27 protein-coding genes and 2 pseudogenes are annotated in these 23,478 nt (G+C 69.5%); 8 read left to right on the top strand and 21 right to left on the bottom strand.

Annotated elements, in window-relative coordinates:
• Positions 1–73: 73 nt before the first annotated feature.
• The 3 genes and pseudogenes from AC2RP6_RS02330 to AC2RP6_RS02320 all read right to left on the bottom strand — a co-directional run bounded on the left by AC2RP6_RS02330 (position 74) and on the right by AC2RP6_RS02320 (position 2,874).
• Positions 74–487: a hypothetical protein gene (locus tag AC2RP6_RS02330; protein ID WP_486444531.1), complete on the bottom strand. Its 414-nt coding sequence runs from the start codon at positions 485–487 to the stop codon at positions 74–76.
• 16 nt (positions 488–503) lie between these two features.
• Positions 504–899, bottom strand: a pseudogene (locus AC2RP6_RS02325) (arsenate reductase/protein-tyrosine-phosphatase family protein); the annotation flags it as partial.
• A 637-nt stretch (positions 900–1,536) separates the two neighbouring features.
• Complete coding sequence (locus AC2RP6_RS02320) at positions 1,537–2,874, bottom strand: AfsR/SARP family transcriptional regulator (protein WP_486444530.1); 1,338 nt, start codon at positions 2,872–2,874, stop codon at positions 1,537–1,539.
• Positions 2,875–3,145: 271 nt separating this feature from the next.
• Here AC2RP6_RS02320 and AC2RP6_RS02315 point away from each other — a divergent pair, with 271 nt between their 5' ends.
• Positions 3,146–3,472, top strand: coding sequence for a hypothetical protein (locus AC2RP6_RS02315; protein WP_486444529.1), 327 nt, complete (start codon positions 3,146–3,148; stop codon positions 3,470–3,472).
• A gap of 21 nt (positions 3,473–3,493) precedes the next feature.
• On the opposite strand, the gene AC2RP6_RS02310 is transcribed toward AC2RP6_RS02315, so the two are convergent.
• The 7 genes from AC2RP6_RS02310 to AC2RP6_RS02280 form a co-directional block, all read right to left on the bottom strand.
• A protein-coding gene (locus AC2RP6_RS02310) for an IS5 family transposase (protein ID WP_486444433.1) occupies positions 3,494–4,368 on the bottom strand; the annotation gives its coding sequence in 2 pieces (ribosomal slippage) (positions 3,494–3,975 and positions 3,975–4,368; 876 coding nt in all).
• Positions 4,325–6,043, bottom strand: a complete 1,719-nt coding sequence (locus AC2RP6_RS02305) for a LysM peptidoglycan-binding domain-containing protein (RefSeq protein WP_486444528.1) — start codon at positions 6,041–6,043, stop codon at positions 4,325–4,327. Before AC2RP6_RS02305 ends, AC2RP6_RS02310 begins: the two co-directional genes overlap by 44 nt.
• Positions 6,044–6,050: 7 nt before the next feature.
• Positions 6,051–6,509, bottom strand: a complete 459-nt coding sequence (locus AC2RP6_RS02300; protein WP_486444527.1) for a TadE/TadG family type IV pilus assembly protein — start codon at positions 6,507–6,509, stop codon at positions 6,051–6,053.
• Positions 6,506–6,949: a TadE family protein gene (locus AC2RP6_RS02295; protein WP_400751244.1), complete on the bottom strand. Its 444-nt coding sequence runs from the start codon at positions 6,947–6,949 to the stop codon at positions 6,506–6,508. The genes AC2RP6_RS02300 and AC2RP6_RS02295 overlap by 4 nt, the downstream gene beginning before the upstream one ends.
• Complete coding sequence (locus AC2RP6_RS02290) at positions 6,946–7,368, bottom strand: TadE/TadG family type IV pilus assembly protein (RefSeq protein ID WP_486444526.1); 423 nt, start codon at positions 7,366–7,368, stop codon at positions 6,946–6,948. Before AC2RP6_RS02290 ends, AC2RP6_RS02295 begins: the two co-directional genes overlap by 4 nt.
• 27 nt (positions 7,369–7,395) lie before the next feature.
• The gene (locus AC2RP6_RS02285; RefSeq protein ID WP_400751250.1) at positions 7,396–7,584 is read right to left on the bottom strand and encodes a hypothetical protein; all 189 of its coding nucleotides are present in this window, start codon (positions 7,582–7,584) and stop codon (positions 7,396–7,398) included.
• Positions 7,585–7,601: 17 nt separating this feature from the next.
• On the bottom strand, positions 7,602–8,036 hold the full coding sequence (locus AC2RP6_RS02280; RefSeq protein ID WP_486444525.1) for a type II secretion system F family protein: 435 nt from the start codon (positions 8,034–8,036) through the stop codon (positions 7,602–7,604).
• Positions 8,037–8,083: 47 nt separating this feature from the next.
• On the opposite strand from AC2RP6_RS02280, the gene AC2RP6_RS02275 reads away from it, so the two are divergent.
• A protein-coding gene (locus AC2RP6_RS02275) for an IS5 family transposase (RefSeq protein WP_486444433.1) occupies positions 8,084–8,958 on the top strand; the annotation gives its coding sequence in 2 pieces (ribosomal slippage) (positions 8,084–8,477 and positions 8,477–8,958; 876 coding nt in all).
• Here AC2RP6_RS02275 and AC2RP6_RS02270 read toward each other — a convergent pair.
• The 4 genes from AC2RP6_RS02270 to AC2RP6_RS02255 form a co-directional block, all read right to left on the bottom strand.
• Entirely contained in the window at positions 8,942–9,436 is a 495-nt protein-coding gene (locus tag AC2RP6_RS02270; protein ID WP_486444524.1) for a hypothetical protein, read from the bottom strand. The genes AC2RP6_RS02275 and AC2RP6_RS02270 overlap by 17 nt on opposite strands.
• The gene (locus tag AC2RP6_RS02265; protein ID WP_470195533.1) at positions 9,433–10,350 is read right to left on the bottom strand and encodes a type II secretion system F family protein; all 918 of its coding nucleotides are present in this window, start codon (positions 10,348–10,350) and stop codon (positions 9,433–9,435) included. The genes AC2RP6_RS02270 and AC2RP6_RS02265 overlap by 4 nt, the downstream gene beginning before the upstream one ends.
• A 79-nt stretch (positions 10,351–10,429) precedes the next feature.
• Positions 10,430–11,989: a TadA family conjugal transfer-associated ATPase gene (locus AC2RP6_RS02260; RefSeq protein WP_486444523.1), complete on the bottom strand. Its 1,560-nt coding sequence runs from the start codon at positions 11,987–11,989 to the stop codon at positions 10,430–10,432.
• Positions 11,982–12,575, bottom strand: coding sequence for a hypothetical protein (locus AC2RP6_RS02255; RefSeq protein WP_486444522.1), 594 nt, complete (start codon positions 12,573–12,575; stop codon positions 11,982–11,984). The genes AC2RP6_RS02260 and AC2RP6_RS02255 overlap by 8 nt, the downstream gene beginning before the upstream one ends.
• A gap of 62 nt (positions 12,576–12,637) precedes the next feature.
• On the opposite strand from AC2RP6_RS02255, the gene AC2RP6_RS02250 reads away from it, so the two are divergent.
• Positions 12,638–13,512 (top strand): IS5 family transposase gene (locus tag AC2RP6_RS02250; RefSeq protein ID WP_486444384.1). Its coding sequence is split into 2 segments (ribosomal slippage): positions 12,638–13,031 and positions 13,031–13,512, totalling 876 coding nucleotides; the frame shifts between segments, so codons are not numbered across the junction.
• Here AC2RP6_RS02250 and AC2RP6_RS02245 read toward each other — a convergent pair.
• The 4 genes from AC2RP6_RS02245 to AC2RP6_RS02230 all read right to left on the bottom strand — a co-directional run bounded on the left by AC2RP6_RS02245 (position 13,496) and on the right by AC2RP6_RS02230 (position 16,099).
• On the bottom strand, positions 13,496–13,861 hold the full coding sequence (locus AC2RP6_RS02245) for a hypothetical protein (RefSeq protein WP_486444521.1): 366 nt from the start codon (positions 13,859–13,861) through the stop codon (positions 13,496–13,498). The two genes, AC2RP6_RS02250 and AC2RP6_RS02245, sit on opposite strands and share 17 nt — an antisense overlap.
• Complete coding sequence (locus AC2RP6_RS02240) at positions 13,858–14,550, bottom strand: SAF domain-containing protein (RefSeq protein ID WP_486444520.1); 693 nt, start codon at positions 14,548–14,550, stop codon at positions 13,858–13,860. Before AC2RP6_RS02240 ends, AC2RP6_RS02245 begins: the two co-directional genes overlap by 4 nt.
• Positions 14,551–14,591: 41 nt before the next feature.
• Positions 14,592–15,170, bottom strand: a complete 579-nt coding sequence (locus tag AC2RP6_RS02235) for an ATP/GTP-binding protein (RefSeq protein WP_470195530.1) — start codon at positions 15,168–15,170, stop codon at positions 14,592–14,594.
• Positions 15,171–15,466: 296 nt separating this feature from the next.
• Positions 15,467–16,099, bottom strand: coding sequence for a hypothetical protein (locus AC2RP6_RS02230; RefSeq protein ID WP_486444519.1), 633 nt, complete (start codon positions 16,097–16,099; stop codon positions 15,467–15,469).
• A 1,230-nt stretch (positions 16,100–17,329) separates the two neighbouring features.
• Between AC2RP6_RS02230 and AC2RP6_RS02225 the strand changes: the two genes are divergently transcribed.
• Positions 17,330–17,866, top strand: a complete 537-nt coding sequence (locus AC2RP6_RS02225; protein WP_486444518.1) for a hypothetical protein — start codon at positions 17,330–17,332, stop codon at positions 17,864–17,866.
• A complete protein-coding gene (locus AC2RP6_RS02220; protein WP_469528228.1) occupies positions 17,863–18,192 on the top strand; it encodes a hypothetical protein in 330 nt (109 codons plus the stop codon). Before AC2RP6_RS02225 ends, AC2RP6_RS02220 begins: the two co-directional genes overlap by 4 nt.
• 131 nt (positions 18,193–18,323) lie before the next feature.
• Here the strand turns inward: AC2RP6_RS02220 and AC2RP6_RS02215 are convergent, their stop codons facing one another.
• Complete coding sequence (locus AC2RP6_RS02215; protein ID WP_486444621.1) at positions 18,324–18,803, bottom strand: hypothetical protein; 480 nt, start codon at positions 18,801–18,803, stop codon at positions 18,324–18,326.
• Positions 18,737–19,264, bottom strand: coding sequence for a replication-relaxation family protein (locus AC2RP6_RS02210; protein WP_486444517.1), 528 nt, complete (start codon positions 19,262–19,264; stop codon positions 18,737–18,739). The genes AC2RP6_RS02215 and AC2RP6_RS02210 overlap by 67 nt, the downstream gene beginning before the upstream one ends.
• A 62-nt stretch (positions 19,265–19,326) precedes the next feature.
• Between AC2RP6_RS02210 and AC2RP6_RS02205 the strand changes: the two genes are divergently transcribed.
• Positions 19,327–20,201 (top strand): IS5 family transposase gene (locus AC2RP6_RS02205; protein WP_486444384.1). Its coding sequence is split into 2 segments (ribosomal slippage): positions 19,327–19,720 and positions 19,720–20,201, totalling 876 coding nucleotides; the frame shifts between segments, so codons are not numbered across the junction.
• Between the two features lie 21 nt (positions 20,202–20,222).
• On the opposite strand, the gene AC2RP6_RS02200 is transcribed toward AC2RP6_RS02205, so the two are convergent.
• The gene (locus AC2RP6_RS02200) at positions 20,223–21,314 is read right to left on the bottom strand and encodes an IS630 family transposase (RefSeq protein WP_486444516.1); all 1,092 of its coding nucleotides are present in this window, start codon (positions 21,312–21,314) and stop codon (positions 20,223–20,225) included.
• Between the two features lie 107 nt (positions 21,315–21,421).
• Here AC2RP6_RS02200 and AC2RP6_RS02195 point away from each other — a divergent pair, with 107 nt between their 5' ends.
• Both AC2RP6_RS02195 and AC2RP6_RS02190 read left to right on the top strand, forming a co-directional pair.
• Positions 21,422–21,718 carry a barstar family protein gene (locus AC2RP6_RS02195; protein ID WP_486444515.1) on the top strand — a complete coding sequence of 99 codons (297 nt, stop codon included), beginning with the start codon at positions 21,422–21,424 and terminating at the stop codon, positions 21,716–21,718.
• A gap of 146 nt (positions 21,719–21,864) precedes the next feature.
• Positions 21,865–23,064 (top strand): annotated as a pseudogene (locus tag AC2RP6_RS02190) (IS3 family transposase).
• The last annotated feature ends 414 nt before the right edge of the window (positions 23,065–23,478 follow it).

The raw sequence follows: 23,478 nt of genomic DNA, 5'->3' as shown, positions 1-23,478 counted from the left end.
GAGGGTGCCCTGGGAGTGTGGTCGGATCGATCCGGCTGGCGTGTCCGAATGGTGGCGCCTCGGCCGTTGTGCTCTACCGGCTGTCGGAGCGTCCGTTGGTGCGGCGCAGAGCGTCAGCGCGGTGGAGGATTTCCGCTCGTCGTCTGAGGAAGGAGGCCTCAGCCAGCGGGACGCGGTGCGTACGCTCGGGCTTGCCCTCCCCCTGGGAGGTGCTTCGTCCCGCGTATGCTCCAACCGGTACCGACTGCAGGAGGCGGTCGGCGATCTCCCAGCTGCGGCGCCAGGCGAGTTGTTCCCATGCGAGCTGGCCTGCTTCGATGCGCTCGAGGTCTTCCAGCCCTCTCATTCCTGCCAGCAGCCGTCGGACCAGGGGGTCCAGGGCGTGCAGGACGAGCTCGCCGGGCCGCTGCCCCTTGTCCCAGGGGATTGGTTCGGTGCCGAGCGCACGCCGCAGATCTGCCGAGAGATGGTTGACTGCCGAGGCCACCGCCGCATCCGGCTGATCAGCCGGACTTCGGGCGGTGTGGTCCGATGTGCAGGGCGGTGCCCGCCTCGATCACCACGGCGCAGTCGTGGAAGGTGCTCTCGTCCTGTCCCACCGGGTCGGGAACGTCGCGGCCCGGAAGGTAGAGGCCCAGTTTTTGGGCGTTGCGGCCGTCGTCGATCGCATGGAGGGTGTCGAGGACGGCGGTATCCATCGCCAGGACGTCGTCCGCCCAGTCCAGGTCCTGGCGGGTGATCTGCTGTCCTCGGTGGTGGGTGAGGTCGAGTCCCAGGCGCCGGGCTGCGTTGATCATGGACGGGTTGGCGGGGTGGTCTTGCCACTTGCCGATCAGCCCGGCAGAGTGGACGGTGACCGCCGGTCCGCCCCTGCGCGTGAGTGCGACCTGCGCGAGCGGGCTGCGGCTGGTTACCCAGGCACACTGTCAGGAGCTTACGCATCATGAGCCTCCCGACGGAGTTGAGGGTTCGGTCGAGTGTGATCGCCACGCGGGCGATGTCGTAGTCGCTGAGGTGCTGGTGGAAGGGCAGGCTGAGGATCTCCCCACCCACCTGCTCGGTGGCCGCCAATGGGCGGCGCCAGGCGGGCGACTGCGGCAGGCCGGTAACGGCCGAGCGCACTTCCGGACGATCCCCGCGGGCGCGGGGTCGACTCAACGCCGTCACGGCGGAGCTGTCCGCGCGCCGGACCATCCCCGCAGGCGACTCCAGGGTGCGGGCCAGAGTCTCGCCGAAGGCCGGACCATCCCCGCAGGCGCGGGGTCGACCGGGGGTTCGCCGAGGTCGATCTTCCCGGTCCCGGACCATCCCCGCGGGCGCGGACATGCGGCCCGCCACGGAGTCCGAGGCGTTCCAGGGACCATCCCCGCGGGCGCGGGGTCGACACTTCCTGAGCTGGGGCTCTATCGCTCTAGGTAACCGTTTTCATTCGGTTGCTCTTGCATGCGGACGGAAGACGCCGAAGTCGACTGGACCCGGCTCACCGCCCGCTCCAGAACGCACGATCCCTCCATTTCTTGGCGAGTCGGCCGGTCGCTAGCGTCGGATGGCCGGCGTCGGCAACAGGGTGCTCAGGAGCTGCGCGGTCTCGGCCTCCATGTCCATTCCCCCGCCGAAACCCTCGTTGATCCGGGTCAACCGCGCGGCGGCTTCGCGGAGGGCGATTACGTCTCCGGCTGCGTGGTGGGCAAGAAAGACCTGCCGGTGCAACATTTCGTTCTCTTCAGCGGCGAGGAGGCCCTGCTGGGCGGCCCAGAGCGCGCTGGCGTAGTCGGCGGCCTCCCGACGACGGGTGGACAGCTCGTAGGCGACGTCGGCGATGGCCGAGACCATTTCCTGGATGGCCGGCTCGGCCCAGGCGTAGCGCTGGGGGTCGATCGCGGCGAAGGGACGGCCTCGGACGAGTGAGAGGGCCCTGCGCAGGGCGAGCTCGCCGTCCTCGTCGTGGCGGGCGAGGCCGGTGCGGGCGAAGTTCTGGAAGGCCTTCCAGTCGCAGGTGACGGCCTGGGCGAGTCGGTAGCGGCTGTCACCGGTGTCCTGGACCCGCGGGAAGTAGGCCTCGCCCCCGGCATTCTTGCCGAGCCAGGAGCGGGTGCGTGAGATGACGGCGTTGCGCATCTGCTTGTTGACCAGGCGGCCCGGCCAGAGGGCGTCATCGATCGCGTGGTGGTCGGCGCCGGGGTTAAGCGCGAGGTAGGAGAGGAGCTCGACGGCGGCGCTCTGCCGGTTGGAGTCGATCCGGCCGGCGGCGCCCTCGATGACCACCCGCCCGAGTAGGAGCACCTTCGGCGCGCTCCCCTCGGTGCCGTCGGCATCGTCAGCGGTGGCGGTCGGGGCGGGCACCGGTACGGGGAGTGGAACCGGGGCTGCGACCGGGAGGGGGGCCGGTACTGGGTTTTCTGCCTCAGGGGTCGCCTCGGTCGGGTCCCCTCCCTGCATCGTCAGCAGGGGGCTGGCTGCGGGCGCCTGTGCAGGCGCAGCGGTTGCCGGGGCCGGGGCGGGGACGGCGGGCGGCTCGAAGAGGTCAGCGGGGGTCTGGCCGCTGGTGCCGTGCTCGGTTTGGTCGTCGGATGCCTCAGCCGTGGGGTCTGCGGGCTGTGCGGGCCCCTCGTCCGTCTCGTCGGCCTCAGTGTCGGTGTCGGCCTGATGCTCGGTCTCCAGCTCCTCGCGCTCGATGTCGGCGTATTCGTCCGGCATACCGTCCTCGTCGGCGCTAGCCTCCGGCTGCGGTGCTTCGTCGTCGCTGCTCTCCTCAGCGTCGTCCGCCGCGTCTTCCTCGTCATCGTCCGCGTCCTCCTGGTCGTGGTCCTCCTGCGCCTCCGCCTGCTCGTCGGTGTCGAGGAGGCCGTCGAGCCACTCGTCGCGAGCGGGCACGTCGGTGTCGGCGGCGGAGAGGGTGAGCAGCTCGATCGCGTCGGCAAGGTGCGGGTCCGACAGGCCCTGGAGTTTGATGGGCAGGCCGGAGCCGGGCAGGACGATGGTCGCGTCGGGGCCCGCGCAGTCCAGGGTCCAGCCCCCCTCCGGAGCAAAATCCGCGTTCCCGCTGGCCGTGACGACCGCGCTGGCGACCCGCGGCTGGGCCGTGATCAGACCGAGCAGCGACTCGGTCTGATCCCCTTCGGGGAAGCTCGCCAGCGAGGAGGATGTGAGGTGTCCAGGAGCCGCCGGCGTCTTCCTGGAGGCGCGCTGCGCGGAGGGTGGGTGCGCCGAGCGCGGCCAGGGCGCGGCGCTGGTCGGCGGTGTGGCTGGTGAGTTCGGCGACCGCGTCGGCGAGGTCGTGGGTGCGGGCGACGCGTTCGGGTGCTGCCTCGTCGAGGCCGGCGGCCGTATCGGCCAGCGCGGTGATCTCCAGGTGGCCGGGCAGCGGGGTGCTGGCGAGTTCTACTGCGATGGCTTGCAGGACGTGGCGGGCGTGGTCGGTGTCGCCGTCCAGGTGGAGGACGCCGACATGCTCCAGGTCGACGAGGACTAGGGCCTGTTGTGAAAGTGCTGGTCACAGCCATTCGTTGATGGCTGCGATCAGCACTGTCGCTTCGTAACGGACGGCGAGTTTGTCGTACCGGGTGGCGACGGCCCGGTGGCGCTTGAGCCGGTTGATCCCGCACTCGACCGCGTGCCGCTGCTTGTAGTCGTCCTTGTCGAACTTTGGCGGGCGCCCGCCGCGCGATCCGCGCTTGAGGCGATTGCGGACCCGGTCCGCCGGAACCGGGATGGTGGCTTTGATTCCGCGTCTGCGCAGGTAGGAGCGGTTGCTGCGGGAGTCGTAGGCCTTGTCTGCCCGGACCCGGTCTGGCCGCTTGCGCGGCCTGCCGAGCCCGAGCCGGGGCACCCGGATCGCCTCCAGGACCGGCTCGAACTGCGGGGAATCACCCCGCTGCCCAGCCGTGATCACCACCGACAGAGGCTTCTGCCCCTGCTCGACCGCGAGGTGGATCTTGCTGGTCAGTCCGCCACGGGAGCGTCCGAGACCGTGGTCGGCCGGCTCGACGAACACTCCGCCGGGCGGCTCCTTCTGGAGGTCCCCCTTTTTGCCGCCCCGGCGGCGTGCTGATGGGCCCGGCAGACGGTGGAGTCGACATTCACGTCCCAGGTGATCAGGCCCTTCGCATCAGCCTCGGCCTGGAGCCGCGTGAGGATCCGGGCCCACGTGCCGTCCCGCTGCCAGCGCCGGAACAGGTCATAGACCCGGTCCCACGGCCCATAGCGTTCGGGCACGTCCCGCCAGGGAGCGCCGGTTCGGGTCCGCCACCGTATGCCGTCTATCAGCTGCCGCCGTGTCCATACCTGCGGACGGCCCGGCTTGATGCCCGTCGGCAGCAACGGCTCAAGCCGGGCCCACTGGCCGTTCGTCAGATCTCCACGTCCCACGACAGGTGATCATCAACGAACAAGATCCACTTTCGCAACAGGCCCTAAGGCGGCCGGCGTCGTCCCAGCCCAGGGAGACGAGCGCCGGGTACGGCGCATCGGCGCCTTGCAGAGCGTCGCGGTCGGCGAGGTCGGGGCTGGAGGCCGGGCACGCCCATAGATTTGTGCCGCCGGCGGCGGCGGAGAAGGGCTTCATCGGCGCGGTGTCCTGGTCGAGGTGGAGTTCGACCTTCTGCTCGTGCAGGACGACGGCGGTGACCACCGGCAGCTCACGCTCTGCGGCGGCGAGGTTGAGGGCGAGGGTGCGTAGGGCGGCGTCGAGGAGGTCGAATCCAGTGGGGTGCTGGGCTGCGCGCAGGCCCTGTTCGGTAGCGGCGGCGCTGCCGGTGGGCATGGGGATGCGTCGGCCGGGCCGACGGCGGCGCTGCTGAAGGATGCGGCGGGTGGCGAGCGTGCCGATAAGGGCGGCGGCCAGGGCGCCGGCTCCCATCCAAACGGCAGCGGGGGCCAAGGCCTCGTCAGGATCCTGCAGCTGCTGGGCGGTGTCCGCCTTCTGGCCGTCCTGCGCGGGCGCGGGAACGGCTGTGGTGGGCGCGGTGCTGGGGGTGGAGGCGGCAGGCGCAGGCGTGGAGGGCGTCGAGGGCGCAGGGGCGGGCGCCGTCGGCGCGGGGGTGTCCTTCGCCGTGTCCGGCTTCGGGGGCGTCTTGGTGTTCGGGGCGGGCCGGCTGTCGGAAGCGGGGGCCGGGGCTGTTGCCGTGGGGAGGATGAGTTCCTGACCTGGGACGATCAGGTCCGGGTTGTCGAACGTCCCGCCGCCGGGCAGCTGCTTGCCCCGGTTGGCCTCGAAGATCTCCGGCCAGTCCTCGGGGTCGCCGTGCTCGTCCGCGATGCCCCACAGGTTTTCACCGGCCTTGACGACATGCTCGGCCTCAGCCGCAGCAGGCTTGGCGTCCGTGGGGGCGGCCTGCGCGGGCTGCTGCACGGGCGCGGCCGTCTCGGCCGCTGCCTGGGAGGGCGCCGTAGCCGGGGCCGGGGCGGCCGGCTTGGCGATGTTGGCGTCGGCGGGGAGCCGGATCACGCTGCCCTTGGGCAGGAACTGGTCGCCGGCCGCGAGTTGCGGGATGGATGGGTTGAGCGCGGCGATGTCCTTCCAGCGCGGTCCGCTGCCCAGGTATTGCTCGGCCAGGTCCCACGGGAGCTCGGAGTCCCCGGTGACCGTGTGGGTGGGCCAGGCGTCCTGCTCCGCCGCCGCCGTTTGGGCCGTCGCCGCGCTGCTGGTGCCCGCCGTCTGCACGGCAGTTGCTGCGACGGCCGGGCCGGTCGTGGCGGCCGAGGCAGCGGTGGGGGCGATCAGGACGAGGCCGCCGATGAGGAGGCCGGCGAAGGACTGCATCCCGCCGAGGCCCTTGATCCGCTTCGCCTTGCGGCCGCGGAACAGGGCGACGATTTCGACGAGGGCGGAGAGGGTGAACAGCGCCCAGCCGATCCAGCCGATGGTCGTGAGCACCGTGAAGAACAGCCGGCCGTCGTCCTGCTGGGTCAGCAGGTCCCAGCCGCCGGCGAAGTCGGTGGGCTGGTGCCCGACGGCCAGCAGGACGAGGGGGATCCCGGCGATTAGTGCGGCCAGGACGGCGAGGCCGAGCAAGGCGCGGAGCAGGCGTAGGGGGGTGCTCATGGGGCGGTCAGCCTCCGGCTTGGGTGTGCAGTCGGGCGTGTGCCTTGCCGGACACGCTGATCGTCGACCTACCCACGAACTGAGCGAACAACGTGGTGTAGGTGTCGTGGACGGTGACTTCGAGGCGCTGACCGCCGTCGGTGACGGTCACGGAGCCCGAGACGTCCTGGGCGGCGAGGTAGTCCTGGGCGGCGGCGACGGCGGCGTCCGGATCCACCGTGATCTCGGTGCCCTGGACGGCGGCGGGCACGTTGAGCTGCTGGCCGGCCGCGCGGGCCGCTTCCTGCGCGAGGCCGGTGGCCTTGTTCGTCGCGTTGAGGGCGCCGCCGCCGTCGACCAGCAGCCCCATGATCATGATGATGCCGATGGCGCTCAGCGCGTAGAACGGCGAGAGCGACCCGCGGTCCCCGTCGTGGCGGAAGCGGTCCCGCACAGCGGCAAGGCGGCGGGTGAGGGCGGTGATCACTGGCGGCCCCTGTAGGAATCAATCGGGCTGGTCCACGAAGCCCGGAGCGTGCGGGATCCCGGGAGGCCGGGCAGTCCGATCTCGCCGAGCGGAGCCGTACAGGCCACGGTGACGCGGACGGTGGCGTCCTGGCCGAGGTCGAGGCCGTAGCCGGAGGTGTCGACCGAGACGCTGGAAGAGGCGCAGTGGATGCCCTCGCCGCCCAGGCTGCGAGTCGCGGCCGCCGCCCCTGAGGCCTGCGCGGCGCCGGCTTCCCGTTCAAGAGAGGCAGCGCGCGCGGCCGCCCGCGCGGCGCCTTCCACTGCGCCGGACGCGTCGGTGACCCGTCCGAACGCGATCATGAGGAGCATGAGGGCGATGATGGCTGGGGCGAGGATGACGGTCTCGACGCTGTAGCTGCCCCGGTCCTCTCGCCAGTTGATGCGCCGTACCCACTTCATGGCGCCTCCACCCAACGCTCGACCGGAGCTTCCGCGCTCTGGACGACATCCAGCTCGAAGCCGGGGACCAGGGTGGCGACGGTGCCGCGCACTGTGATGCGGATCTGCTCGGGGCCGCTGCCGTCGGCGGATACGGACGAGCCGCGGACGCTGCCGTACTTGGCGAGGAGTTCCTGGGCCTGGGCGACGCCGTCGCCGGGGCCGGCGCCGAGCTGGCGGCCGGCCTCCACCCCTTGGGTGGCGGCGGAGCGGGCGACGGATCGGGCGTGGTAGTACATGCCGGTCTGGATCGCGGCGAAGACCAGGAACAGCACCACGACGGCGAGTACGGCCAGCTCGACGCTGCCCGAGCCCCAGTCGCCTTCCTCCCGCAGACGTGCGCGTAGGCGCCGCCACCGGTTGCCGGCCTGGTCTTTCACGCCGCTTCCTTCCTTCTGGTGGGTGGTTCAGCCGCTGATGAGCGGGATCTTGGCGTCGGTGAAGGTCTTGATCGCGGCGACGACCGCGATGGCGATGGCGATGACGACGCCGGCGATGACGGCGAGCTCGGCCGAGGTCTGGCCGGCGTCGCGCGGGGCGTTCTTCAGGCGCTCGACACGGGCGGCGAGGAAGGTGGTGAGGAAGCGGATGTGCATGGTTTCTCCCTTGGGGTTCAGCCGTTGAACATGGAGACAACGGGCGGCAGGACGACGAAGACGAGCATCAGCAGGACCGCGAAGGTCACCGGCAGCACCATGCTGGTGCTCGCTTCGTTGGCTTGGGCCTTGGCGTCGGCGAGGATCGCGACGCGCAGCTGGCGGGCTTGGGCCTGGAGGGTGGTGTAGACGGCGGCGCCGTCGCCCGCGAGGGCGAGGGTGTCGGCCGGGCGGGTCAGTTCGGGGATGTCGAGTTCCTCGCCGAGCTGCTTGAGGGCGTCCCAGACGGTGACTCCGGCGAGGTCGGCCTCGTAGAACGCCTGGCGCATCCGCTCGAAGATCCAGCCATCGCCGACATCGGCGGTGTCGGTCAGGGCCTGGGCGGCGCCGGAGTTGGCGATGCGGGCCAGGGCGACGCGGTCGAGGTAGGAGGCAGCGGCGTGCCGGACCACTAGGGCCTGTTGCGAAAGTGGATCTTGTTCGTTGATGATCACCTGTCGTGGGACGTGGAGATCTGACGAACGGCCAGTGGGCCCGGCTTGAGCCGTTGCTGCCGACGGGCATCAAGCCGGGCCGTCCGCAGGTATGGACACGGCGGCAGCTGATAGACGGCATACGGTGGCGGACCCGAACCGGCGCTCCCTGGCGGGACGTGCCCGAACGCTATGGGCCGTGGGACCGGGTCTATGACCTGTTCCGGCGCTGGCAGCGGGACGGCACGTGGGCCCGGATCCTCACGCGGCTCCAGGCCGAGGCTGATGCGAAGGGCCTGATCACCTGGGACGTGAATGTCGACTCCACCGTCTGCCGGGCCCATCAGCACGCCGCCGGGGCGGCAAAAAGGGGGACCTCCAGAAGGAGCCGCCCGGCGGAGTGTTCGTCGAGCCGGCCGACCACGGTCTCGGACGCTCCCGTGGCGGACTGACCAGCAAGATCCACCTCGCGGTCGAGCAGGGGCAGAAGCCTCTGTCGGTGGTGATCACGGCTGGGCAGCGGGGTGATTCCCCGCAGTTCGAGCCGGTCCTGGAGGCGATCCGGGTGCCCCGGCTCGGGCTCGGCAGGCCGCGCAAGCGGCCAGACCGGGTCCGGGCAGACAAGGCCTACGACTCCCGCAGCAACCGCTCCTACCTGCGCAGACGCGGAATCAAAGCCACCATCCCGGTTCCGGCGGACCGGGTCCGCAATCGCCTCAAGCGCGGATCGCGCGGCGGGCGCCCGCCAAAGTTCGACAAGGACGACTACAAGCAGCGGCACGCGGTCGAGTGCGGGATCAACCGGCTCAAGCGCCACCGGGCCGTCGCCACCCGGTACGACAAACTCGCCGTCCGTTACGAAGCGACAGTGCTGATCGCAGCCATCAACGAATGGCTGTGACCAGCACTTTCACAACAGGCCCTAGGCGCGCGGCGGCGGCTTCCTTCTTGACTTCCTGGCCGGGCCACAGCCAGAACAGCGCGCCGAGGCCGAGGCCTGCGGCGGCCGGCATCACGAAGGGCAGGCTCACCCCGAGCATGGCCAGGAGTGCCCCGGCCAGCTGCGGCAGGACCAGGCCGTAGAGCGCGAAGAGGAACCTCTTGCCCAGGTGTTCGGCCGGGCTGATGCGGAGCAGGTTGAGGTCGCGGACGGGCAGGGTGATCCGCTCGCCGAACGCGCTGAGAAGCCGCGTGCCGACCTTCTCGGGCAGGGACCCGGTGCTGGTGGCGGTGATGCGGGGCTGGCGGGCGATGTGATCGGCGTCGAGCCGGTCCATGACCGAGACGACGTTGGGCCGGGCAGGCAGCAGGGCGCGGATGGCCACGCCGGTGAGGGCGCCGGCGGCCGCGGCGGGCAGGACCGCTTCCATGGGGATCATCGGGCGGCTCCCGTCAGGGCCGGCTCGGCCTGGTCCAGGGGGTTGAGGAGGCGGGGGTCCGGCTTCGTCGCGGCAGCCCGGCGCAGCCAGGACAGCGTCCAGGCGAAGAGACCGCCCAGAATCGCGAGCGCGAGCTGCCCGGCCGGGGACTGGTACCAGGCGGACCAGGCCTCGTTGAGCATGCAGCCGACGAAGACGATGCAGATCACGATGGACACAATCCGCGAGGATTTGCGGATCTTGGCGCGGTCGGACTCGATGTCGCGGGCGTCGGCGGCCTGCTGGTGGATCGTCACCGCCAGCGCCTCCAGCGCCGTCGACAGGCCCGGGCCCATGTTCGCAGCGTGCGACTGGAAGAGCAGGGCGACGTGGTCCACGACGCCGTCGCCGAGCTCGTCCGCGAACAGCGCGAAGGCCTGCTTGGAGTCCATGCCGGAACGCAGCCGCTCATCGAGCGCTCGGACGTTCGCGGCGATGGGGGCGGGGGCGTTGCGGGCGCTGGCGCGGATCGTCTGGACGAGGCTGATGCCCGCGGTGTGGATGCCGGCCAGGCCGTTGAGCCACTGACCGATCGCCTCCAGTCGCTCGATGCGCTGCTCGGCCGCCGTGCCCGGGTTGAGGAGGAACGGGAAGCCGAGGACCGCGGCGCCGGCGAGGACGCCGTGGACGGGCCACCCGGTGTACGCCCACACCGCGAGCACGGTGATACCGGCGGTGATGACCAGGGCGCGCCAGCGGCGCTGCCAGGCCTCGGGCAGGCCGGCCTTCGCCGCCCGGATCCGACTGGCACGGCGGGAAGCGGGCTTCGCCTGGTCCACGACACGGCCGCGCCACTCGCGCACGGCCAGGATGCCGGCGAGGACCGTGACGAGGGCGCACAGCGCCGCGACAAGGGCGAGCTGGGCGGAGTTCACTTGGCCTCCCGAACGTCTACCGCATCACGTACAGCACCACGGCGATCAAGGCGCCGACTCGTCGCCAACCTGTATGCGTTCATCGGCTCACCGTCTGCAGAGCCGGGCCCCAGGCACCCTCGGGGTCCTTGGCCAGCCAATGGCGATGGAAAGAACCGGTGCGCTCCAAGACGTCTATGAAGCTCGGCATGTTTCGGTACACCGCGCGCGGTTCGTCCCCGTGGGGGGCGAAGAGTTCGCTGGTGGTGGGGCGGCCGCCCTCACCGACGACATCGTGGACCTCGTAGATGTGGGAGACGAAGCGGTGCTTGCGGCCGCCGATCGCGGTCTCGTCGAGGTAGGTGAGGTAGACGACCACGTCGATCGCACTGGCGATCAAGTGGTTGGCGGCCTCGGTCTGCATGCCGGCCTCGGTGCACAGCTGCACCAGGCGGGAGATGATCGCGTGCGGACGGCGCACGTGCAGGGTGCACATCGAGCCGGAGCCGCCCGCGGACATCGCCTGGAGCATGGGCAGGACCTCGGTGGAGCGGACCTCACCGACGATGACCCGGTGCACGTTGTAGCGCAGGGCGGTGGGGAACATGTCGCCGATGGTGACCTCGCCGGAGTTGGCGCCCCCGCGGACCTCGCCGTTGGACTGGCGGGCCTCGAACGCGAACGTCAGCGGCCCCGGCTTGTCGGGCGGGCCTGGCTCGTCGAGGTAGAGCTCGCGGTCGGACTCCAGGGTCGCGATCCGCTCCCCCGGCGGGATCTCCCGGCCCAGGGCGCGGAGCAGCGAGGTCTTGCCCGCGCCCATGTCGCCGACGACCAGGATGTTCAGCTTCGCCTGGACGCAGGACTGCAGGAAGGATCGCAGGAGCGGGTTGATCGAGCCCCAGCGGACGAGTTCGTCGATGCCGTGCTGGCGGATGCGGTGCTTTCGGATGACCACTGAGGGGCGGGTGGTGAGGAGGCTCGCGGTGACGCGGGAGCCGTCGGGCATGCGGAAACCGACGTTGGGGGTGGCCTGCGTCAGGGCGCGCTCGCCGTGCCCTGACAGGCCGGCCATGCGGTTCACCCAGGTGATCAGCTCCGCGTGGGAGTCGGCGACCCGCTCGATGGTGCGGCGGGGACGGTCGTAGTACTCGATGTGTGCGCGGACGCCGTCGACCATGACGTCCTCGACGCCTTGCTCGTCCAGGAGGCCCTGGAGGCGGCCGCCGCGGAACATGGCGTCGAACACCGCGCTCCCGATGGCGCGTTCCTCGTCCGCTGAGAGGGCGGGGGCTCCATGCGAGTACTTGGTGGCCCAGCTCGCGACGGCTTTCGTCACCATGGAGCGGGCCTGGGCCCGGCGGTCGTCCTCCTCCAGCAGGCGGCCGGGGTCGTGCGCGGACAGCTCGGCGGACACCTCCGCCTGGAGCGCTTCGATCACCTCCCAGCCGACCGGTAGCTGGCCGGGAAGCCCAGCAAGTTTCGGTACGGCGCCCGGGCTGGCGGCCGTCGGCCGGGTGGGAGCCGGCAGCGCGGGCTCCGGTGCGGGGGCGGCGGCCGGCTGGGGGATGCGGGTGGTGCCGATGCGGCCGGTCAGCAGTCCGGCGATGTCGGCGGGGCCACGCGCGGCCCCGCCGTCGGGGCGCTGTTGTGCGTCAGACACGGGGGTCCACCTTTCCCTGTCCCAGGCGCTGGAGCACCCCGGCGACCTGCGGAACGGGTGCCTCCAAGGCGGGTGCCGGCGCAGCTGCTGGTGCCGGCAACGCGGCCGGTGCTGGCGCCGGTGCGGTGGGCGCGTACTTCTGGTGCAGGGCTCGGCGTGAGGCGGCCGCCTGGAGGTGGCCGAGCGCGTTGCGGGCCGAGTTCAGGAGCGCGGACTTCTTCAGTCCGCGCGGAGCCCGGCCGGTTCCCGCCAGGTAGGCGGCCGTGTCCGGCTCCCACGGCAGTGCCGCCATCACGGGCAGGCGCAGGGCCTCGGAGACCTCGTGGGCGCGGCGGGGGCCGTCCTCGATGAGGAGGACGCCGAGGGCGTCCGGGCCGGTGCCGCGGTCGGTGAGTTCGTTGCGCAGCGGTTCGGTCATGTGGCGGGCCAGGGCGAGTGACTGGTCGGTGGCGCGTACGACGAGGAGGACCAGGTCGGCGCCGTGGAGGAGGGGTGCGGGGGTGAGGGTGGGGTGGAGGCGGCCGGACTCCAGGGCGAGGCGGCCGGCGTCGATGACGACGTCGTAGCCGCCTTCGTCGGAGAGCACGCGCATGACCTGGGCTAGGGCCTGTTGCGAAAGTGGATCTTGTTCGTTGATGATCACCTGTCGTGGGACGTGGAGATCTGACGAACGGCCAGTGGGCCCGGCTTGAGCCGTTGCTGCCGACGGGCATCAAGCCGGGCCGTCCGCAGGTATGGACACGGCGGCAGCTGATAGACGGCATACGGTGGCGGACCCGAACCGGCGCTCCCTGGCGGGACGTGCCCGAACGCTATGGGCCGTGGGACCGGGTCTATGACCTGTTCCGGCGCTGGCAGCGGGACGGCACGTGGGCCCGGATCCTCACGCGGCTCCAGGCCGAGGCTGATGCGAAGGGCCTGATCACCTGGGACGTGAATGTCGACTCCACCGTCTGCCGGGCCCATCAGCACGCCGCCGGGGCGGCAGAAAGGGGGACCTCCAGAAGGAGCCGCCCGGCGGAGTGTTCGTCGAGCCGGCCGACCACGGTCTCGGACGCTCCCGTGGCGGACTGACCAGCAAGATCCACCTCGCGGTCGAGCAGGGGCAGAAGCCTCTGTCGGTGGTGATCACGGCTGGGCAGCGGGGTGATTCCCCGCAGTTCGAGCCGGTCCTGGAGGCGATCCGGGTGCCCCGGCTCGGGCTCGGCAGGCCGCGCAAGCGGCCAGACCGGGTCCGGGCAGACAAGGCCTACGACTCCCGCAGCAACCGCTCCTACCTGCGCAGACGCGGAATCAAAGCCACCATCCCGGTTCCGGCGGACCGGGTCCGCAATCGCCTCAAGCGCGGATCGCGCGGCGGGCGCCCGCCAAAGTTCGACAAGGACGACTACAAGCAGCGGCACGCGGTCGAGTGCGGGATCAACCGGCTCAAGCGCCACCGGGCCGTCGCCACCCGGTACGACAAACTCGCCGTCCGTTACGAAGCGACAGTGCTGATCGCAGCCATCAACGAATGGCTGTGACCAGCACTTTCACAACAGGCCCTAGGGCGGGCCATGTCCGGGCGAGGGCAGGGGCCTGGGCGGGGTCGGTCAGGCCCGGCAGGACCTGGCGGTTGCCGGACTCGTCGAGGCTGACGAGGTGGCTGGCGAAGGCCTGCGCGAGGGCGTCCTCGCCGGCGCGTTCGGCTACGGCGAGGTGGTAGAGGCCGGTCCCGGCGGTGATCTGGGCCTGGAAGAGGCCTGCTCTTATGGTGCCGCCGGCTGGGTCGCACTCGGCCAGCAGCGACGGGCGTGTGGAGGACAGGGTCATCGCGAGGGCGCTGGTGGTGACACCGCACGACTTGGCGCTGACCAGCGCGGTGACGGTCACGGTCCGGTCCGGACGTCGCGGACCAGGGCGATCCGGCCGGAGGAGGCGCGGGTGGCCAGCAGCGGCCCGTCTGTGGAGGCGACCGCGAGGTTGACGACGACGGCGCCGGAGGCGTCGGGCCGGCTGACGGAGACCACGACGGCCTTGACCGAGGTGGGCGGGGCTTCGGCGCCGTCCTTGCCGGTGGGCTGCTCGCCCTGGCCGGGGACTGTGACCGCGAGGACCTTGTCCCCCGGGACGAGGGAGCCGGCGGGGGCCTGGCCGCGCTTGGCCTGGACTCCGACCTGCTGCTTGTCGTCGCCCAGGCCGGTGCCGGGCTGCAGCTGCCCGGCGACGAGCAGGCTGCCCTTGCGCAGGTCTACCGCCGGGCGCTTGCCCACGACGCTGGCCCGGTCGGTGGCCGGCATCGGGGTGAGGGCCGAGTCGGCGGAGACCTCGGCGACGACAATGTCCGCGTCGGTGAGGGGCTGTCCGGCCGGGACGTCGTTGGCGATGGCCAGGACCTTCGTGCGGTCACCTACGGCGGACACGGCGGCGGCTGCGCCGAGGGCGGCCGCGACGGCGAGGACCGTGCTGAGGGCGGCCGCGGCGTACCGGCGCTGCTTCTTCACGGGTGCCGTGGTGGTGATGGGGAGTTCGGTGCGCGGGCCGACCGGGCGCGGGATCGGCGGGGCGGCGGGGGTTTCCATTCGGAGTACTGCCTCTCGGGGAAGTGCAAGCCGTGCGCGTTCTAGTTGAGGACCTGAACCTCGGCGACGTTGATGTCCACGGCGCTCGTGCGGATCTCGGTCAGCTGTCCGCCCTGGGCGCCGCCGGTGACCTGCCAGTCGATGGACCAGGTGGACGTCGCGGTGACGTGGTAGGTGCCGGAGCCGGTGGTGGAGGACGGCTTGTCATAGCGGTGCCCGCAGTCGGGAGACGAGTTCTTGCCGTACTCCGGCTTGTAGGGCGTGCCGGCGGTGGTGCAGGTGACGGTCTTCCCGTCACCCATGTTCCACACGATCTTCGACACCCTGGCTGTGGCCGTCACCGATACCGGTCCGACGGACGCCGAGGCCACGTTCGGACCGTACGTCTCGGGCCCGGTCTCGGTCCACATGTAGACGGGCATGCCGACAACGCCCTTGCCGCCCGGCTTCGGCGTGATGCCGATCGCCGGCGCGCGCAGCCGCATCTTGTCCACGGCCTGCTGCGCAACGACTGCGGGGTCAATCACCGGACCTCCTCCGCCTCCAGGCGGGGCGTCGGTGAAGATGTTCTTGATGTCGTGCATGCCGGTCTCGTTGTCGAGGCAGTCCTCGATATACATGGAGACGCCGGGCTTCCGGCCGCCGGGCCCCCAGAGCGCGCTGTCGTCCCCGGGCTGGGGGTCGGCCAGGCTGTAGGTGCAGGTGTAGCGGCTGTCGCCTCCGCCGGTATCCCCTCCACCGCCGCCTCCCCCACCGCCTCCAGATCCTCCGCCAGTGCTTCCGCCGGGACCACCGGGGACCACGACGATTGGACAGACGAAGCCGGTCTCGCACTTCGGCTTCTCGTCTGCTTTGGCTGTGGCGGGGAGAGCTAGGGACAGGGCGAGGGGCAGGGCAAGAGCGACGTGTCGGCGGGTCAGCACGGCTGATCCGCGTGGAGTTCGTACTTGAGGACCATCCAGGAGCCGTTCCAGCGCTCCATCTGGCTCGTGATGACGTACTTGGGAACGGGGCTGGACGCAACGGGTGCCGGCTGGCCGGTCTTTTTGTCCGTGATCTTCCACTTTGAGACGTCCAGGCAGGCCAATACGGAGACGCTGGGGCTCTTCTTCTCCAGATCCGCCCCGGTGACGGTGGGGTTCAAGAGGACCGGCTCGCCGGTCATGACACGGCCGTTGGTCTTGAGGTTGGCGGTTTCCTCGATGGCCTTGTTGAGGGCATCCGCGGTGGCGTACTTCTTGAGGTCGGTGCTCTCGATCGCCGGCACCGCATAGGCCTTGGGCAGTTCCGTCCAGTACGCCTTGTAGGCGGTGAGGGCCTCGGCCTTTGCCGCCTCGGCCGGGTCGAGCGTCGCCGACTTGCTCGGCGCGGCCGAGGCTGTGGGGGACGCCGCCTTGTCCTTCTCGTTATCCGAGCCGCTCGATGAGGTACACGCCGCGGTGAAGGCGACGCAGACAGTCAAGAGAAATGCAGGAACTGCCCTACTGCTGTTCCGGCCAAGCTGAGCGAGTCGTGCCATCGGTACCGCTGCCTCCCCGTAGAAAGCCATCGCGCCCGGTGTAGACCTTTGAGGCCTGTTTTCGCGCGGCGTGAACCAAAACCGTCACAAGCGACCGGACTGTTCCCATACGTTACGCAGAGGCGGCCAACATCGAAAGCCATTAGCGCAGTTCACGGCCACGCTGATGGTGCAAACCAGACGTTTCTACTCCCTCGCGGTACCTTCTCGGAATTCAGTCCGAGGGGCGAGATGCCAGCAACTGGAACGCTCAGGCCCACCCCTTCCTGGCAACTCAGAATGTCGATTCATCTGCACTTAGGATTCTGCAAGCGGATTGGCTAAATATGTAATCGGAATGGCTGGAAATAGACGCAACCGTCTAGCTTGGAGCGGACGGTCTCCGATGGTGGGACGTCCCTACACCCGCTGTTGCTCTTGGTGCCGGTCCACCCAGCCGACAGCGCTCCGGCGCGAACCTCGTTACTCAGCCTCAGGTCAGGGAATGTTCGAACCTTCAGGCTGCGTTGCTGCTCGGCTCCCCGCTTCAACCTCGGCCGGTCGCATCATGTCCCGCGCACCGGTCACCTGGCCATGGACGCCCGGTGAACTCCTGCACCCCGGACGGCGCCAGCCACTTCCACCAGAGGCAACTGCCCAGTGGAGGGCCCCCAGGCCCGGAGCGGTGCGTGGGCGACCTTCAGGGAGCCTGCGCAGGGCAGGCGGCAGTGGCTGGTCCAGCGCAGCCGAAAGGCGCTGGCGAGGGGTCCGGGGGCGAGGAGCCCCCGGGGCGGGGTGCAGGGGCGCAGCCCTTGCCAGGGGGTCCGGGGGCTGGCCCCCGCGCCACGGCCGGTCCAGCGCGGCCTTTGCGCTGGCGGGGGGTCCGGGGGGCTGGTCCCCCCGGTTATCGGGCCGCAGGTCCGATGCTCACTACCAAGGTCAGGTTCGAGTCCGCGCGGGCCCTTCGTCCTCGCTGGCCGTTGTTCAGACCGTCCGTTGCAGAGGGTGGGGCTCAAGCAGGGGTGGGCAAGGGGTCGTGACCCCTCCTCAGGTAACCAGCATATAGAAGGCGCCGAGACGAAGTGGTCTCTGACCTGCGCAAATGCCTTTTCCTAAAGGGTCTCTGACTGCATCACATGATGAAGCCAGAAACGTGCAACTGTGCTGGATGAGCACAGTGAAGTGTCTCTGGTTTCATGATGCGTAGGTGTCCGAACTGTCCTAGAAACAAGGTGAATCGCGACACTCGCGCAGTGTTGTTCTGAGGAACAGTGTCGTGCAATGATCTTCGGATTACTGTTCCCGAGGGGAAAGGTGCGCCTCGCTGCCATGCCGGCACAACCCGCGCGCGTACGGCGCTTCGCCGACCGCGACACCGGCGTGATCCAGGAGCTGGAAGAACTGGACGCCGACTCACGTCCGACCACCCCCTACAACTACCCAGGAGGCTTCACTGCAGTAAGTAACCGCACCGGCCTTGCCATCCTGAGCAAGGAGTCCGGGCTGACGCCTGCGGACCGGGACGTACTCGCCCTTCATGTGCACGGTCCCGAGAAGCGCGGAGATGTACTGCGCTGGCCTCGGCAGAAGATGGCCGACTACCTCGGCATCACAACCCGCACCGTGGCGTCGTCGATCAAGAAGCTCACCAAGGGGGGATGGCTCTTCGAGGCCGAGCGACACGGGCGAACCATCTACTACCGGGCGACCGCGCACCACGCCTCGCGGGCAGGCGGTGAGCAGCAGCAGCAGGACGCTGCCTCGTACCGTTTGCCTGTACTACCCGGAATGCCTGAGAAGGAAGGACGCACAGCATGAGCAGCTACCCACTCGTCGGCGATGGGATCGACCCCGTCGTCCTGAGTCGGACTCTGTCCCTGCCGCATCCCCAGATGCGGGTGGTGGCGTTCTACCTGACCGCGCAGAAGGACCCGGAGTTCGACTACGGCGTGGTGATGACCGGGCAGGAGATCGCCGAGGCCATCGACATGAATCGCACCACCTTCAGCAAGCAGCTCCCGGTGCTCACGAAGGCCGGCTGGCTGCGGGTGGCCCAGCGCCACGGCAACGTCACGTATTACGGTCTCGGCCCGGTGGCTGAGCCGGAACGGAGCAACGTCGTGCCGCTGAGGCGCACAGCATGACGATGCTCGTTGCACGACACGTTTCCCTGTGGGAAAGGTGATCGGCGCGGGATTTCACCACACTGTGCTCCACAGGAAAGATGCACGTTGATAGGGGCGGGAGGCCAAGCCTCCCGCCCCTATCGGCCGTCTCAGGCAGCAGCTGCCACTGCCCCCCTGATCCAGGCATCCACAGGTTCCGAAGGGCCGAGGATCGGAGTGAAGGCGGGCTCGAACGGACCATGGGCGCGGAGCTGGTCCAGGGTGGTGACGCCGGCGCGGAGTGCGGTTGTCGCGAGTGCGGGATCGCTGGCGGCGAGGCTGCGCAGGTCGGCAATCCGGCGAGCCAGACGGTCCTCAGAGGCTCCGGTCAGGACGAGCAGAAGCCGGGGGAACGCGGGGTACCGGTAGCGCCAGGCCGGCATCGCGGCCTGGCGCCGCGGCCCGCGGGTTCCCTTGGCGCTCTGGGGCTGAGGCGCGTACTCGTGGTAGGCAACGTAGGCGTGCAGCTTCTGGGAGAGGCGGGCGATGGTCATCTGGGTGCGGTCGACCTCGACGAAGAAGGTCAGCAGGGTGCGCTGCTTGCCAGCGGTGTGGACGTAGTTGAGGACGGCGTCCGGGACGAGGCACAGCTCCTCCCTGGCCGGGCTTCGTCGCGGTAGTAGTGGGCGATCTCGGGCGACCAGTCCAGGGGGCCGCACTCGTGGCCCAGGCGGCGAGCGTGCTCGACGAAGGCCGCTCCGGTCTCAACGACGGCGAGGGTGTGCTCCTGGAGCGGGCCGAGGGCGGCCTCCTGGCTCATCCGGTATGCGCGAGGCTGGAGCAGGCCGACGGCCTCCACGGACTGCGCCCCCTTCTCCGTCAGCCACCACAGCAGCTGGGTCTGGCCGGCGCTGCGCCGGCCGACGGCCTCGGCGAAGCCGGCCTGGCGCAGGGTGTGGAGCTGGCGGCGCAGAAACTCGGAGCGGGTGTGGTGCGGGGTGATGAGCCGGTGCAGCTGCATGGTGGAGACCAGGCGGTGCTGGTAGAGGACCTGGGCCGCCTGCTGGGCGACCTGGCCCAGCCCGGTGGGGGCGGAGTGCGGGTAGGGCATGGGGTGCTCCCCTTCTAGGGCCTGTTGCGAAAGTGGATCTTGTTCGTTGATGATCACCTGTCGTGGGACGTGGAGATCTGACGAACGGCCAGTGGGCCCGGCTTGAGCCGTTGCTGCCGACGGGCATCAAGCCGGGCCGTCCGCAGGTATGGACACGGCGGCAGCTGATAGACGGCATACGGTGGCGGACCCGAACCGGCGCTCCCTGGCGGGACGTGCCCGAACGCTATGGGCCGTGGGACCGGGTCTATGACCTGTTCCGGCGCTGGCAGCGGGACGGCACGTGGGCCCGGATCCTCACGCGGCTCCAGGCCGAGGCTGATGCGAAGGGCCTGATCACCTGGGACGTGAATGTCGACTCCACCGTCTGCCGGGCCCATCAGCACGCCGCCGGGGCGGCAGAAAGGGGGACCTCCAGAAGGAGCCGCCCGGCGGAGTGTTCGTCGAGCCGGCCGACCACGGTCTCGGACGCTCCCGTGGCGGACTGACCAGCAAGATCCACCTCGCGGTCGAGCAGGGGCAGAAGCCTCTGTCGGTGGTGATCACGGCTGGGCAGCGGGGTGATTCCCCGCAGTTCGAGCCGGTCCTGGAGGCGATCCGGGTGCCCCGGCTCGGGCTCGGCAGGCCGCGCAAGCGGCCAGACCGGGTCCGGGCAGACAAGGCCTACGACTCCCGCAGCAACCGCTCCTACCTGCGCAGACGCGGAATCAAAGCCACCATCCCGGTTCCGGCGGACCGGGTCCGCAATCGCCTCAAGCGCGGATCGCGCGGCGGGCGCCCGCCAAAGTTCGACAAGGACGACTACAAGCAGCGGCACGCGGTCGAGTGCGGGATCAACCGGCTCAAGCGCCACCGGGCCGTCGCCACCCGGTACGACAAACTCGCCGTCCGTTACGAAGCGACAGTGCTGATCGCAGCCATCAACGAATGGCTGTGACCAGCACTTTCACAACAGGCCCTAGTCTTCTGAGTCAGGAATTCTGTTCAGATAGCTGGTGAGGCGTTCAAGGATTTCGTCCGCGGTCCTGGTCCAGACGTAGGGCTTGGGATCGCTGTTCCACGCGGCGATCCAGGTCCGGATGTCCTGTTCCAGGGCCTGGACGGTCTTGTGAACGCCTCGCCGTATCTGCTTGTTCGTCAGCTCCGCGAACCATCGCTCCACCAGATTCAGCCAGGACGACCCGGTGGGTGTGAAGTGCAGGTGGAATCGGGGATGGGCCAGCAGCCAGGTCTTGATGGCCGGGGTCTTGTGGGTGGCGTAGTTGTCCAGCACCAGGTGGATCTCCACGCCGGCCGGGACTTCCTTGTCGAGCTTGATGAGGAACTTCTTGAACTCCTCGGCGCGGTGGCGGCGGTGGAGTGAGCCGATCACCTTGCCGGTGCCGACCTCGAGGGCGGCGAAGAGGGTGGTGGTGCCGGCGCGGACGTAGTCGTGCGTGACCCGCTGCGGGACACCGGGCATCATCGGCAGGACGGGCTGCGAGCGGTCCAGCGCCTGGATCTGGGATTTCTCGTCCACGCAGAAGACCAGGGCCCGCTCCGGCGGGTCGAGGTAGAGGCCGACGACGTCGTGGACCTTGTCGACGAAGTACGGGTCCGTCGACAGCTTGAAGGTTTCCGAGCGGTGCGGCTGCAGGCCGAACGCCCGCCAGATCCGTGACACGGTCGACTGCGACAGGCCTGTCTCCTTCGCCATCGACCGCGTCGACCAGTGCCTGGCGTCCTTCGGTGTCGACTCCAGCGTCCTGGTGACCAGCGCGGCGACCTGCCCGTCCGTGACCGACCGTGGACCGCCCGATCGCGGCATGTCTCCGAGGCCGGCGATCCGGTGCTCGACGAACCTCGCACGCCACCGGCCCACCGCATGCGCGGTCGAGCCGAGCCGGGCTGCCACATCCTTGTTCGAAGCGCCTTCCGCACAGGCCAGAATGATCCGGCAGCGAAGTGCCCACGCCTGCGGCGTAGAACGGCGCCGCACCCACTCCTCGAGTGCGGCCCGCTCCTCATCCGACAACGTCAACTCGGCCTTCGGCCGCCCCGTCCGCGCCATAAACCAAGCCTACACATCTGAACAGAATTCCCGACTCAGAAGACTAGAGCCTGTCTCCTAGACCGGTGAGTGCCTCGTGGTGGGAGGGCTGGTTTTAGTCTGCTGCGATGACGAGCAGCGAGCTGATTGTTGACCTGTGCGGTCGGCCGATCGAGACACTCAACGACTTCTGGGATGCGGTTGCCGAGCCGTGCGGGCTGCCGGAGTGGTTCGGCCGGAACCCGGACGCGTGGTCGGACACGATCGAGACTCGGGGCATCTCCGAGGTGATCGACAGCCACGACATTCTTACTGTGCACGTCGACCAGCAAGGTCTCTTCGGTGGGGATCGGCGGGAGGCCGATCTCCTGGCCGGCATCTTCGACGGCGAACAGAACCGGCTCGTCGTCCATGGGCTGGTCTGAGTAGTCCTTTGGACACCTTGCTCAGCGCCGGGTCCAGATGAGAATGGCAGCAAGGTGGAGTGCGGCCTGGTAGGCGATGGTGAGATGACCCCTTTGGTGTGGACACTCTGACAATGGATCCTGGTGGTCCGAGGAAAGGTGTCCTGGTGGGACGTAGGTCTCCGTATCCGGAGGAGTTCAGGAACGACGCTGTGGCGCTGTATCGAGCCGCGGCCGGCAGACGTTCCTTCTCGGCGGTGGCGGCGGATGTCGGCGTGACCGGCGAGACGCTGCGGAGCTGGGTCCGGCAGGCCGACGAGCAGACCGGCCGAGTGAGTAGCGGCGGGCCGTGTCAGAGAGCCGGGACGAGGAAGTCGTCCGGCTGCGGGCCGAGCTGGGTCGGCTGCGCAAGGCGGAGAAGGAGTGGGGAGCTCGAGCGGGAGATCCTGCGGCGGGCGGCCCAGTATTTCGCCAGGGAGATGAGGGCATGACCGGCCGCTGGGACTTCATCTCCGCTCACCGCGCCGAGTATGGCGTGCAGCGGATATGCGGGGTCCTGGGCGTCTCGCGCTCGGGCTACTACCGGTGGCTCGGCGGGGCCGGAGCCCGCCGGGTTCGCCGGGCAGCCGACGATGCCTTGGCTGCGGAGATCCGTGAGATCCACGCCGTCCACCGCGGGACGTATGGAGTGCGCCGGGTCCACGCTGAACTACGGGGCTTCGGTCACACCGTGAACCGCAAGCGCGTAGAAAGGCTCATGCGGCGGGAGGGAATCGAGGGCCGGCATCTGCGCAGGCGCAAGCGCACCACAGTCCCGGACCGGCTCGCGCCGCCCGTCCCGGACCTGGTCCGACGCGACTTCACCGCCGCGGCACTGGACGAGAAGTGGTGCGGCGACATCACATACGTGCAGGTCGGCAGCGCATGGCTCTATCTGGCCTGCGTGATCGACGTCTGTTCGCGTCGGGTGCTGGGCTGGTCGATGGCCACCCATATGCGCACGGAACTGGTAGTCGACGCGCTCACGATGGCGGTGTCAGCCCGCGGCGGCCACGTGGCCGGGGTAATCTTCCACGCGGACAGGGGCTCGCAGTACACCTCCACTGCGTTCGGGTTTCGGGATCCGCAGGAGCATGGGGCGCGGCGGGTCCAGCTACGATAACGCGCTAGCCGAGTCGTTTTGGCAGGGACTGAAGCGAGAAGCCCTACGCAGGCCGTTCACGACGGTCCGTCAGGCCAGGCTGGAGATCTTCCAGTGGCTCACCTACTACAACGCCCGCAGGCGCCACAGCTCACTCGGCTACCTCTCACCCGCCGAGTTCGAACACCAGCAACAGCGAAGCCGTAAACTCACACTCGCTGCATGAACCCCCCTGTCCACGCTCCGGGGGTCACCTCAGTGCTGGCCCGTCTCCGCTGGGATACCCGCACCCGCGGCTACATCGACAGGCGCGTCTCCGAAGGCAAGACCCGACGCGAAGCACTCCGCTGCCTCAAACGCTACGTTGCACGCGAGATCCACCGGCTCATCACCCACACCACCACCCACGTTCTAGCGGCTTGACATCCATAGGGGCATCAAGACCCCCGAGAGCTACCTCGCCGGACTCAATCTCCGAGCCTCCATGATCTGGATCAGCGACCCCACCAGCACCACCCATTGATCACGACTCAATACAGACCCTAAACTAGAACGGAAGATCTGCGGGGTGCCGGGTGTTCTTGCATTTCAGGGGCCAGCCGGGCCACTCACGCATGAAACTCAACGCTGAGGGAAGCCC

Source organism: Streptomyces sp. WAC03905, assembly GCF_057371075.1.
This window is presented reverse-complemented; position numbering and strand designations above follow the sequence as displayed.